At 73.8% G+C, this 12804-nt stretch carries 7 protein-coding genes; 3 read left to right on the top strand and 4 right to left on the bottom strand.

The features are described 5' to 3' along the window. Window positions 1-126 precede the first annotated feature (126 nt). From CNX65_RS05615 to CNX65_RS05605, 3 genes are all read right to left on the bottom strand, one after another. Window positions 127-5475 carry a hypothetical protein gene (locus CNX65_RS05615; protein ID WP_096491810.1) on the bottom strand — a complete coding sequence of 1783 codons (5349 nt, stop codon included), beginning with the start codon at window positions 5473-5475 and terminating at the stop codon, window positions 127-129. Window positions 5476-5542: 67 nt separating this feature from the next. Continuing rightward, window positions 5543-7219, bottom strand: coding sequence for an energy-dependent translational throttle protein EttA (gene ettA, locus CNX65_RS05610; RefSeq protein WP_096491809.1), 1677 nt, complete (start codon window positions 7217-7219; stop codon window positions 5543-5545). Window positions 7220-7546: 327 nt separating this feature from the next. Then, complete coding sequence (locus CNX65_RS05605) at window positions 7547-8077, bottom strand: single-stranded DNA-binding protein (protein ID WP_096491808.1); 531 nt, start codon at window positions 8075-8077, stop codon at window positions 7547-7549. 216 nt (window positions 8078-8293) lie between these two features. Between CNX65_RS05605 and CNX65_RS05600 the strand changes: the two genes are divergently transcribed. Genes CNX65_RS05600 through CNX65_RS05590 form a run of 3 tightly spaced genes read left to right on the top strand, consistent with a single transcriptional unit; the run spans window position 8294 to window position 10705 of the window. Then, entirely contained in the window at window positions 8294-8926 is a 633-nt protein-coding gene (locus CNX65_RS05600; RefSeq protein ID WP_096491807.1) for a TetR/AcrR family transcriptional regulator, read from the top strand. Then, complete coding sequence (locus tag CNX65_RS05595) at window positions 8911-9846, top strand: ATP-binding cassette domain-containing protein (protein WP_096491806.1); 936 nt, start codon at window positions 8911-8913, stop codon at window positions 9844-9846. The genes CNX65_RS05600 and CNX65_RS05595 overlap by 16 nt, the downstream gene beginning before the upstream one ends. Window positions 9847-9877: 31 nt before the next feature. Then, on the top strand, window positions 9878-10705 hold the full coding sequence (locus CNX65_RS05590) for an ABC transporter permease (protein WP_096491805.1): 828 nt from the start codon (window positions 9878-9880) through the stop codon (window positions 10703-10705). An 18-nt stretch (window positions 10706-10723) separates the two neighbouring features. On the opposite strand, the gene CNX65_RS05585 is transcribed toward CNX65_RS05590, so the two are convergent. Next, a complete protein-coding gene (locus CNX65_RS05585; protein WP_096491804.1) occupies window positions 10724-12787 on the bottom strand; it encodes a cytochrome c oxidase assembly protein in 2064 nt (687 codons plus the stop codon). Window positions 12788-12804: the final 17 nt, after the last annotated feature.

The raw sequence follows: 12804 nt of genomic DNA, 5'->3' as shown, positions 1-12804 counted from the left end.
CGGGGCAAGAGCACGGGGTTCCCTGGGCAAAGCACGGAAAACCGGGACCAGCGAAGTCATTTACCGGACTCGCACTGGTCACCGGCAGGAAACCTGGAACCTTATTAAAACCTCAAAGAATTCGTCTCACCTTTCGGACGGCCCCAGGTCGTCCAGCCGCGTGATGATCCCGGTGCTCTCGTTGCCCTCGGCCCTGGCCCGCTGCTCCTCCTCGTCCTCCCGCCGCCCGGCCTCGTAGGCGACGAGCGCCTCGGCGAGCAGCTCGGCGAGGCTGAGGTCGCTCTTGGGCCTGCGGGAGGCCCGGTTGGCGCTGGGCGAACCGGGGGCGGGCTCGGGCTCGGGACCGGGCTCGGCGACGACGGGCAGGTCGATCGTCCGCCCACCGACGACGACGGAGGTGACGAAGGGGTTCTTCTCGCCCTCGGCGCCGGTGGTGGCGTCGCCGTCGGTGCCGGCACCGGCGCCGATGTCCGCGCTGACGTCGCTGCTGTCGCGGGCGACGTCATCCCCGCTGCCGCCGAAGCCGCTGCCGGTAGCCGCGCCGCTGTCGCCGAACCCGCTGGCGGCGGGGTCTCCGAACCCGGTGCTCACGTCGGCGCTGCCACCGAAGCCGGCGCTGCTGGTGCTGCCGGCGCTGCTGGTGCTGCCGGCGCTGCTGGTGCTGCCGGCGCTGCTGGTGCTGCCTGCGCCGAAGACCTCGTCACCGTTCTCGGCGGCGAAGCGCGCACGCCAGTCGTCGAACTCGGCGTACCCGCCCCCGGACCACCCGGAGCTGTCCGAGCCCCCGCCCAGCGGCGGCTCGGGCTCGGGAACCGGCGTCGGGATCGGCTCGGGCGCGGGAGACGGCCCCGGCGTCGGAACGGGCGGGATCGGGTCGGGCGCGGGAACCGGTGGCACCGTCCCACCTGCGTCGGCCCACCGCCGCGACCAGCTCTCGTCCCCGAGCCCGTAATCGCTGCTCAGCGAGTAGTCCCCGAGCCCGTGGGGGTCACCGGCCACCCCGGAACCACCCCGCTCGACCTCAGGCCCACCCCGCCCCTGCAGCGGCAGCCCGCCGCTGGTGTCACCGGGGTTGTGCAGCCCGCCGTCACCGGCGCCGCCCCGCTCCCCGCCACCGTGCCTGCCCGACCGCTCCTCCGCGCGGAAGGCGCTGCCCGCGCTCCCGGACTCGGCGCTCCCGGACTCGACGCTCCCCTCGCTCGCGGCGGCGTGCGTCCCGCCGAAGAACGCGGCGGCCCCACCTGAGGCACCAGCGTCCACCCCGTCGAGGTAGTCGCTCCCGGCTCCGCGCTCAGCGGACGAACCGGCGGCCAGCCAGTCCCGACCGACCGCGCCCCGATCCGGGGCAGCTCGATCCGCAGCACCCCAGCCCGAGGCGCCCCGGTCCGAGGCGTCCTGCTCCGAGGCGCCCCAGTCGACCGAGGTGCGGCTGTCCGCCCCCCGGTCACCCGAGCCGTCACCGGACCCGGCCCCGCCGAGCGCCCACTCGGCCAAGCTGAACCCGTCCGCGCCAAAACCGCCCGTGGCAGAACCGCCCGTGGCAGAACCGTGCGCGCTGAACCCGTCCGCGCCACGTCCACTGGCCGAGCCGTCCGCGCTGTGTCCACGGGTGGCCGAGCCACCCGCGCCGTGCCAACCGGTCGCGGAGCCGTGCACGCCGTGCCCACCGGTCGCTGGGTCGCCCGAGCCCTGCTCAGCCGGGGTCGCGCCCCGGTCTTCCCCCGTGGTGCGGCTGACGGGGAAGGGATCGGGTGCGCCGAGCGGCTTCCTGGGATCGCTGGCGGACCTGGGTCGCGGGTCGCCGGGGAACTCGTCCCGCTTGGGGTCGTGCCCGTACCCCTCGGGGACGCGGGCCGTCGGGATCAGCGGTCCTTTGGCGAACGCGACACCGAGCCCGGACGGTTCGTCCACCGGCAGCCCGTCCACGCCCACGACGGGCTGGACCATGGTCGGCGAGTCGAACATGTCCACGGCCCGGTCGTGCTTGTCGGCGAATCGTTCAGCGCCCTGGTCAGCGGCTTCCTCGCGGAAGCGCGCGGGCACCTCGACCCGCCAGGGAACCTCGTCAGCAGGGGGCACCGAAGCCTCCGTCCCAGCTCGCGCTCGACCGTCGTCACCGCCGTCGTCACCACCGTCGTCAGCCGCAGCCCGCCTCCGCCCACCGGCCCGCCGACGCCCGCCGAGCAGCCCGGCGGCCTTCAAGTTCTCCAGCACCCCGGACCCCTCGGGCGCCACACCGTCCCCGCCGTCCTCGGACGCCTCCCGAGCGGCCCTGCGCCGCCCGCTGCGCACGGCCCCGGAGGCGGCGATCAACCCGGCCGCCGACACGGACCGCTCCCCGGCGGAGTCCCCTTCACCCGCTGCGGAACCGGACCGCGCCGAGTCCGACCGCGCCGAGTCGGACTGTGTCGAGTCGGACTGTGTCGAGTCGGACTGTGCCGAGTCGGACCGCGCGGAACCGGCGCGGGAAGCCCGGCGCGCGGGGCCTGCGCTCCCGGAGGCGGTGTCCGCCGGGTCGACCGGGGACGTGCCGGTCGAGGCAGCGGGTTGCTCCTGCGGGGAGTCGGGCTCGATCCGGATCGGGGGGATCAACACCGTCTGCTCGGCAGCGGGCACCACCTCACCCCGCGACTCCCGAGCCCGCCCCACAACCCCGCCGCCGCCGAACGCGGACCCAGGAGCGGACGAGCTGAACGGCAGGTTCAGCACCGGCGCGGGGAGGTGGCTGATGTCGGGGAGCCCGAGGTCGTCGTCGAGGTCCTCGAGCCCACCCGCCTCGTCCTCGAGCCCGCCCTGCTCGTCGGGCGCGGCCTTGGGCCACCCGGCCTGCACGGCGGACCGCCAGGAGTCCGCGAACTGCTCGACCCCGGACGACTGCCCACCGACGACCGGCTCCCCCGCCGACGACCGCCCGCCCGCGGCCTGCTCGCCCTCGGACGACCAACCACCGGTCACAGGCTCCCCCGCGGCAGGCTCCCCCGCGGAAACCGGCTCGCTCACGGCAGGCTCAACCGGCCCCTGCCACGCCTCGCCGTTCTCCTCACCGGCGAAGTGCGCGGCGATCCGGGCCGCGATCGCGGCCTGGGCGGCGGCGTGCGCGGCAGCGGAGTCGGCCGTCCCGTCCCTGGTGGCGGCGGCCTGGGCCATCATGGCCTTGAGCGCGGCCACCTGGGCGGCGGTCGACTCCTCGCCCTCGCCCTGCCCGTGCCGGGACCGCCCGACCCGAGCGCCCTCGCCCTGCCCAACCCCGGCGACCGAGTTCGACCCTGCCGCCGAGTTCGACCCTGCCGCCGGGTAAGGCGCTGCTGCCGGGGACGACGCTGCCGCCGAGTGCTGCGCTGCGGTCGGGTAGGACGCTGTCGCCGAGTGCGGCGCTGCGGCCGAGTCAGATCCTGCGGCCAGGTACGACGCGGGAGCGGCCTGCGGCTCGACACCACCGGCTGACTCGACCTGCGACCGCCCCGACCCGCTCTCCGGCGCGCTGTGCCGGGACGCGCCCGGCTGAGCCGGGTGGTACCCCGGCGTCGACTGCCCGGACCCGTGCACCGGGGTCACGTAGTGCTCGGCCGAGTGCTGAGCGGAGTGCCCACCACCGCCCCCGCGCGCACCCGCCGGGTCCCACCCGGACACGGCCGCACGACCCGCCCCGGCCTCGTCCGAACTCCCCGCCCCGGAATCGGCGGCGCCGCTGCTCCCCGCCCCGGCACCGAGCGCGGTCGAATCGGCCCCAGCACCGGACGCGCGCCCCGCGCCCATCCCGGCCCCGGTCGCACCACCCGCAGCCGTCCCGGACGCGGTCGCACCACCCGTGCCCGCTCCGGACGCGGTCGCACCACCCGCTCCGGTCCCGATCACTGCTCCGGTTCCCGGTGAAGCCCCTGCTCCGGGCGGGAGCGCGCCTCCCGCGCCGTCGGGGCGCCGGGCGCGGTTGAGGAAGGGGAGGTGGCTGATGATGTCCGCCACCGACTTCGGCTCCGAGGGGCCCCTGCGCGAGCCCGCCGCGCCGCCGGCACCGCCGGCGCCTTCCGGGCCGCCAGTGCCGCCAGCGCCCTCCGGGTCCGCGGGGTCGGGCGCGCGCCTGCGTCCACCCGCCTGGGCGGCAGCCGCAGCCGCGAAACCGGTCTCCGACTCGGGCTTCGCCGTGTCCCCGAACGGGGAGACCAGGCGCCAGCGGTCGGCCGCGTGGGCGCGTGCCGCCGACAGGCCGTCCACCGTCATGTCCTCGGCGGCGCGCCTCGCGCCCGCCCGCTTGCCCTTGACCGCCTCGGGACGACCCGGCTGGCCGGGGCGCCACTGGCGGAGCTGCTGCTTGGCCTCCGGGGTGAGCTGGCTGTCCGCCTGCTGCGCGGGCGCCCGGCCGTCCTCGGTGAGCAGCGCTGCCAGTTGGTCGTGCAGGCCGGACGGCTGGCGGTGCACGCCGGAGAACTCGGCCGCCAGCCTCGCCCGCACCGCGTACACGGCGCGGGCCCGCCTGCGCTCCGCCGCGTGGGCCGCGCGCAGGTCGACGAGCGCCTCGGACAGGTCGCCGGACACCTCGTGCACGTGGGCCAGCGCCAGCGTGCTCTCCGCGAGGAGGGTGTCCAACTGGTGCCGCTGTGCGCTGTCGGCGGCGTCGCGCAGCAGCTCCCGCGCCTGGTCGACCCGCCCCGCGGGCAGGTGCAGCCTGGTCGCCAGCGCCACCCGCAACCAGCCGAGCGCGGACGCCGACGGCGCCCGCACCGGCTGCTCCAGCAGCGGCGAGCCCACCTCGGACGCCTCACCGGCCTCGCCGGCGTCCATGAGCGCGCACACCAGCTCCAACGCCAGCGCCGCCCGGACCTGGCCGCTGTCGGAGGTGGGGTCGGACAGCCCGTCGAGCAGGCCGAGCCCCTCCCGCGCGGACGCGGTCGCCGCCGCCAGGTCGCCCCAGCGGCGCTGCTGGCCCGCCGCGGCGACCCGCAGCAGGCCCCGCATGAGCAGCGTGACGTCGTGGTCGAGCGACTCGTCGGACAGGTAGAGCCGGTCGGCGTCCTCCAGTGCCCTGGCCAGCGCGGGACCGCGCCCCACGGAGACCAGGCACTCGGTGGCCTGCACCAGCGCCGAGGCGCGCAGGCCGTCCGGGACGCCCGCCGCCTCCAGCACCGGCCGGACCGCCGCGAACCCGGTCAGCGGCGCGCCGACCGAGCGGGCGCCGCCCGCCAGCTCGACGCGCAGCCGCCACGCCGTCTCCAGGTCCTGGACGGCCTCGGCCGCCGTCAGGGCGTCCATGGCCCGGTCGGCCACCCGGACCTGGCGGTCCATCCGGTTGCCCGCGAAGACCACGATGGCCTCCGCGCGCAACCGGTCGACCTCGTCGCGGCGTGCGGTGGCGAGAGCGACCGCGCGCTCACCCAGCACCAGCGCCAACTCCGGCGCGCGCAGGCGCAACCTCCAGGCGGGCACCACGAGGGTGCTCACCTCGACGTCGACCTTCGCCGCCTCGCCCCTTGCCGCCACGTCTCCCCTACCAGCGATCAGTCCCGCACGAGCTTGCGCCGACCGGACCAGCGTGCTCCGTCGTCGATCAGTCCCGCGTGAGCTTGCGGTAGGTGACGCGGTGCGGCCTGGCCGCCTCCGCGCCCATGCGCTCGACCTTGTTCTTCTCGTAGCCCTCGAAGTTGCCCTCGAACCAGTACCACTGCGAGGGGTTCTCGTCGGTGCCCTCCCACGCGAGGATGTGCGTGGCGACGCGGTCCAGGAACCACCGGTCGTGCGAGATGACCACGGCGCAGCCGGGGAACTGCTCCAGCGCGTTCTCCAGCGAGCCCAGGGTCTCGACGTCCAGGTCGTTCGTCGGCTCGTCGAGCAGGATCAGGTTGCCGCCGAGCTTGAGGGTCAGCGCCAGGTTGAGCCGGTTGCGCTCACCGCCGGACAGCACGCCCGTGGGCTTCTGCTGGTCCGGCCCCTTGAAGCCGAACGCGCTGACGTACGCGCGCGAGGGCATCTCGACGTTGCCGACGTGGATGTAGTCCAGGCCGCCCGACACCGTCTCCCAGACCGTCTTCTTCGGGTCCAGGCCCGAGCGGTTCTGGTCGACGTAGGACAGCTTGACCGTCTCGCCGACCTTGACCGTGCCCGCGTCGGGCTGCTCCAGGCCGACGATGGTCTTGAACAGGGTCGACTTGCCGACGCCGTTCGGGCCGATGACGCCGACGATGCCGTTGCGGGGCAGGGTGAACGACAGGTTGTCGATCAGCACCCGCTCGCCGAAGCCCTTCTTGAGCTTCTCGGTCTCGACGACGATGTTGCCCAGGCGCGGGCCCGGCGGGATCTGGATCTCCTCGAAGTCGAGCTTGCGCGTCTTCTCCGCCTCGATCGCCATCTCCTCGTAGCGGCCGAGTCGGGCCTTGGACTTGGCCTGGCGGGCCTTGGCGCCGGAGCGCACCCACTCCAGCTCGTCCTTGAGGCGCTTCTGGAGCTTCTGGTCCTTCTTGCCCTGGACCGCCAGGCGCTCGGCCTTCTTCTCCAGGTACGTGGAGTAGTTGCCCTCGTAGACGTGGGCCCGGCCGCGCTCCAGCTCCAGGATCCACTGCGAGAGGTTGTCCAGGAAGTACCGGTCGTGGGTGACCGCCAGGACGGCGCCCGCGTACTGCGCGAGGTGCTGCTCCAGCCACAGCACGCTCTCGGCGTCCAGGTGGTTGGTGGGCTCGTCGAGCAGCAGCAGGTCGGGCTTGCTCAGCAGGAGCTTGCACAGCGCGACGCGGCGGCGCTCACCACCGGAGAGCAGCTTGACGTCGGCGTCCGGCGGCGGGCAGCGCAGGGCGTCCATCGCCTGCTCCAGCTGGGAGTCGAGGTCCCACGCGTTGGCGTGGTCCAGCTCCTCCTGGAGCTGCCCCATCTCCTCCATCAGCTCGTCGGAGTAGTCGACGGCCATCTTCTCGGCGATCTCGTTGAAGCGGTCGAGCTTCACCTTGATCTCGCCGAGGCCCTCCTGGACGTTGCCCAGGACGGTCTTCTCCTCGTTGAGCGGCGGCTCCTGCTGGAGGATGCCGACGGTGTAGCCGGGCGACAGGTAGGCCTCGCCGTTGCCGGGCTTGTCGAGACCGGCCATGATCTTCAGCACGCTCGACTTGCCCGCGCCGTTGGGGCCGACCAGGCCGATCTTCGCACCGGGGTAGAACATGATGGTGACGTCATCGAGGATGACCTTGTCCCCGTGCGCTTTGCGCACCTTCTTCATGGTGTAGATGAACTCGGCCATAGCCGCGATCGTAGAGCGGAGCCGTTCGGGCAAGAACCTCGGTCGTCGGCAACGCACAACCCGATCTTCCGGAGCCAGGACGCACAGCTGTCACCCGTACGGGGGCACCGCGCACCGAGGTCCCGCGGACCCGGAGCCGTGACCTGCGAACGCCGTGAGCTGCGCAGTTCTACCGGAATGTCAAGGTCTGTCACCTGGACGTGGGCATCACCCGGCGCCGTCCACGACCTCCCTCCTCAGTGCTGCTCGTCTGCGGAAACTTCTTCACATTGTCCGCCGCTCGGACCCCCGGTGGGGCGCGATATCCCGGCGGTTGGGCTGTTCGGCTCAGAAGGGCACCGGGAGGGCCTCCTCCGCGACGGAGACCGACTGCTCCTCGGTGCGCGGCGCGAGCACGTCGGGCAGCGTAGGCGCTGCACCCGCCGACTCTGAAATACCGCGCCCGGCCACGCCGGAAACCGGTTCGGAACCGGGATCGAAACCCGGATCGGGACCGCCGCCCCGCCGGGGCTCGGCCGTGCACCACAGCAGGTTCGGCCCCACCACCGACGCCTCCACCGACAGGTGGGTGCGCCGCACGTCCTCGGTGCGCAGCTCGTGCAGCCTCAGCTTGCCCGTCACCACCACCGGGTCACCCCGCCCCAGGCTCGCCCGCACGTTCTCCGCGAGCCCCCGCCAGCAGGTCACCGACACGAACAGCCGGTCGCCGTCCACGAACCGCCCCAGGTCCCGGTCGAACCGCCGCTCCACGCTGACCATCCGGAACACCGCCCGGCTGAACCCCGTGCCGACCGTGGTCAGCGCCACCTCGCTGGCCACCGTGCCCACCAGGGTCACCCTCGTCTCGTTGACCGCCACCCCGCACCTCCACGCCGTCCGGACACCTCGTCCCGTCCAGCTTCACCCCCGTCGAGCTGCGCCGGAAGCGGCCGGAGGCGATCTGTGGACAACCGGCCCGCCTGTGGACAACGAGGCGGGAGCCAACAGGTTCCGCACCCGTCCCGTGCTATGCGCCCCATATGAGTGAGCACTCACTCCTTGACTTGAGTGAGTGCTCACTCATACATTGTCCCCATGCCCGAGGAGACCACCCCCAAGCGCAGGCGAGCACCGGCGATGAGCCAGGAGGAGCGCAGGGACGCCATCGTCCAGGCGACCCTCCCCCTGCTCGAACTGCACGGCGCCAACGTCACCACCAGCCAGATCGCCCGAGCGGCGGGCATCGCCGAGGGCACGGTCTTCCGGGCGTTCAAGGACAAGCAGGAGCTGATCCACGCCTGCGTCCACGAGGCGCTCTCCCCCGAACCGGTGATCGACCTGCTCGACCGGACCGCGAGCCTCCCGGACCTCCGGGACCGCGCGATCTGGACGATCAACGCCCTCTCCAGCTACCTGGAGCGGATGTGGTCGCTGGCAGGCGTCCTGCGCGAGAGCGGGTTCGACCCGCACGACAAGAGCGGCGGCAAGCCCAAGAACCCCGGCGAGCACTTCGAGCGGCTGCACAACAAGGCAGCCGCCGTGTTCGAGCCGGACGCCGACCGCCTCGCCGTCGAGCCCGCGCTCGCCGCGAAGCTCCTGCTCGGCCTGGTCATGGCCAACCGGGCCCGCCCCGGCGCGCCCACCACCGGGGCCGACGCCTCGCCCGAACAGCTCGTTGATCTCTTCCTGCACGGCGCACTGAGGGGGACCCGATGCACGACCTCATGATCGAAGCGGTGGACGTCGTCAAGGCGTTCGGCGACCAGAAGGCGCTGGACGGGGTGAGCGTCGCCGTGCCGAGGGGCAGCGTCCTCGGCCTGCTCGGCCACAACGGCGCGGGCAAGACCACCCTGGTCAACGTCCTGACCACCCTGCTGCCCCCGGACTCGGGCACCGCCAGGGTCGCGGGCCTGGACGTGGTCTCCGACGCGCACCGGGTGCGCGGCCTGATCGGCCTGACCGGCCAGTTCGCCGCCGTGGACGAGCAGCTGTCCGGCGCCGACAACCTCGTCCTCATCGCCCGGCTGCTCGGCGCGAGCCCCCGCGAGGCCAAGGCCCGCGCGGGCGAGCTGCTGGAGCTGTTCGGGCTGACCGACGCCGCCAAGCGCGCGGCCCGCACCTACTCGGGCGGGATGCGCAGGCGGCTCGACCTGGCCGCCAGCCTCGTCGGCCACCCCGACGTGATCTTCCTGGACGAGCCGACCACCGGCCTCGACCCGGCCAGCAGGCTCGACCTGTGGGGCATCGTGGAGAACCTGGTCACCGACGGCACCTCGGTGCTGCTGACCACCCAGTACCTCGACGAGGCCGACCGGCTGGCCGACTCGATCACCGTGCTGGCCTCGGGCCGGGTCGTGGCCTCCGGCACCAGCGCCGAGCTGAAGGCGCAGGTCGGCCAGCGCAGCGTCACGGTCACCCTGGGCAGCGCGGACGAGGCGGCGCGGGCGCGCGTCGCGCTGGAGCGGGCGGGCCTGCAGCCGGTGCCCGACCCGGCCAAGCACGCGCTCACCTCGCCGGTGGGCTCCTCGCGCGAGCTGGCGGTCGTGGTCCGCGCGCTGGACGAGGTCGGCCTGGAGGCCGACGAGCTGGCGCTGGGCGAGCCGACCCTCGACGACGTCTACCTCACCCTGTCCCGGCACGCGGCCTGAGCCCGTCCCCACCCCCGCAAGGAGCCCCGCCATGACGACCCTCGCCGCGCCCCCCACCGCCGCCGCCCGCACCCGCTGGCGCGGCACCGGCTTCGGCACCCAGGTGCTCGTGCTGACCCAGCGCTCGCTGCGCGCCCTGGTCAGCGATCCGAGGATGATCCTCTTCAGCGTCCTGCAACCCCTGGTGATGCTGGCGCTGTTCAGCCAGATCTTCAGCAGCATCGCCCAGACCCCCGGCTTCCCGGCCGGGGTGGACTACATCGACTACCTGCTGCCCGCGATCCTGGTCAACACCGCGATGCAGTCCGCGCTCCAGGCCGGGGTGGGGCTGGTGTCGGACATGAAGAACGGCGTGCTGGCCCGGTTCCGCTCGCTGCCGATCCGACCGGGGTCGGTGCTGGTCGCGCGCAGCCTGTCCGACCTGGTGCGCACCACCGGGCAGCTGCTGCTGATGGTGCTGTTCGCGGCGGTGCTGTTCGGCTTCTCCCCGTCCGGCGGGGTCGTGGGCGTCGGCGCCGCGCTGCTGCTGGCGCTGGCCGTCGGGTGGGGCCTCGGCTGGGTGTTCCTGGCCGTGGGCGCCTGGCTGCGCAACACCGAGCTGATGCAGACCGTGGGCTTCCTGGCGATGTTCCCGCTGATGTTCGCGTCCAGCGCGTACGTGCCGGTGGGCAACCTGCCCGGCTGGTTGCAGGCGGTCGCCTCGGTCAACCCGCTCACCCACGCGGTGGACGCGGCCCGGTCGCTGTCGCTGGCCCAGCCCGCCGAGGGCGTGCTGTCGGCGCTGGTGGCGACCGCCGTGCTGGCCGCCGCCGGGTGGTGGGCGGCGGAGCGCGGGTTCAAGCGGCCGATGGCGGGCTGAGCCGAGGCCGGGCGGGGGTCAGCCCTCGCCCGGTCCGCCCGCTCCCCCGGCGCCCGGCTCCGGCTTCGCGGCGCCGGGTCCGGCGTTCCCGGACTCGGTCCCGGTCTTCGGCTCGGCCACGGCCACCGACCCGCCCTTCCCCGCCATCCTGCGCAGCATCTCGTTGTACGCCGCGAGGTCGGCTCCGCCGTCCGCGTCCGCCTTCCGGTCCGCGCGCTTGGCGTCCCGGCTGTCGGAGCGGGCCCACTGCGCGAGCAGCGCGACCATCACCACCAGCAGCGGGAGCTCCCCCGCCGCCCACGCGATGCCGCCACCGAGCCGCTGGTCCTCCAGCAGCGACGGCACCCACGGCAGCGAGAGCTTGCGGTAGAAGTCGCTGCCGATCACGTACTGCGCGCTCATCAGCACCACGCCGAAGAACGCGTGGAACGGGATCGAGGCGAACAGCAGCCCCAGCTTCCCCAGCGGTGGCAGCTTGTTCGGCGCGGGGTCGACCCCGATCACCGGCCAGTAGAAGACGTACCCGGCCACCAGGAAGTGCGCGTTCATCGCCAGGTGCGCCCAGTGGTGGTCCAGCGCCACGTCGTACAGCCCGGAGAAGTACAGCCCGTAGAACGACCCGACGAAGAACGCCAGCGCCACGAACGGGTTGGTCAGCGCCTTCGCCACCGGCGAGTGCACCAGCGCCAGCACCCACTCGCGCGGGCCCGGCGGGTTGCCCCGGCCCGCGACCGGCAGTGCGCGCAGCGCCATCGTGACCGGTGCGCCCAGCACCAGCAGGATCGGCGCGAGCATCGCCAGCAGCATGTGCGCCTGCATGTGGACGCTGAACATCGCGGGCGAGTAGCGGCCGAGGCCCGACGAGGTCGCGAACACCACGGTCAGGCAGCCCAGCACCCACGCGACCGTGCGGCCCACCGGCCAGGCGTCGCCGCGCTTGCGCAACCGGCGCGCGCCCAGCAGGTAGACGACGGCGGCGGCGAGGAACGCGGTGCCGTAGACGAGGTCGAAGCGCCAGTCGAACAGGATGCGGTAGAGCGTCGGCTCGCCCGCCAGGTCGTAGCCGATGCGCAGCTCCACCGGGCTCGGCAGGCTGCGGCCCTCGGTGGGCGGGGGCGTGCGGCTGAGCGCGGCGGCGAGGCCGATCGTGGCCAGCATCAGCAGCACCTCGACGCCCGCCAGCCGCACCAGCGCCCGGCCGGAGCCGGTGGCCACGACCTGCTTGACGCCCTTGGCGCGCTGGAGGTAGCCGAACACGCCCAGCGCGAGCAGCGCGGCGGTCTTGCCCAGCACGAGCAGCCCGTACTCGGAGCTGAACAGCCGGTCCAGCGGCAGCCGCACGTAGGCGTTGACCACGCCGGAGACCGCCATGACGATCCAGCAGACCAGCGCGATCGCGGAGAACCGGGACGCGGCCAGGCCCAGGTGCGCCCCGCGCCTGCGGCCGTGCGCGAGCAGCGCGATCAGCCCGCCGACCCACAGCGCGGCGGCGACCAGGTGGTACAGCAGGCTGTTGGTGGCGACGTCGTGCGAGCCGCCGCCCGAGGAGTGCCCGGTCACCGCGACGGGGACCAGGGCGAACACCGACACGAAGAACAGCACGGTGGTCCAGCCCCAGGACAGCACCAGGCGGCAGCCGAGGGCGAGCAGCACGACGATGACGGCGGTCACCATCCACGCCCGGCTCTGCTCCACCACGTCCGCGACCTCGAACAGCACCGAGGGGTCGAGCAGCGCGGACAGCGGCTGCCCGAGCGCGTCCGCGACCGTGTAGGGCACCGACAGCACCGCACCCGCCGTCCAGACGAGTGAAGTCCACGCGGCGGTTCGCAACGCGGCGTAACCGTCGGCGGCGAGCGTGCCGGACTCCTGCGGCGGCACCAGGAACGCGGCCAGCAGCAGCGAGCCGATCGTCAGCACCGCGGCGCTCTCGGTGACCACCCTGACCACCACGAGCCCCGCGGCCGGACCGCCCACGAGCCCGGCTGCCAGCAGCGCCGCGATCGCGACGCCGACGGCCAGCAGGGGGATCAGCCCGGTGCGGGCGGGGCGGGTGCTGGAGCGGACCTCGGTGGGGGACACGCACCGAGCGTAGGCGG

This window comes from Actinosynnema pretiosum, from assembly GCF_002354875.1.
Classification (GTDB): domain Bacteria; phylum Actinomycetota; class Actinomycetes; order Mycobacteriales; family Pseudonocardiaceae; genus Actinosynnema; species Actinosynnema auranticum.
The sequence above is the reverse complement of the archived record's forward strand: the minus strand, read 5'-3'. Positions and strand labels throughout refer to the sequence as shown.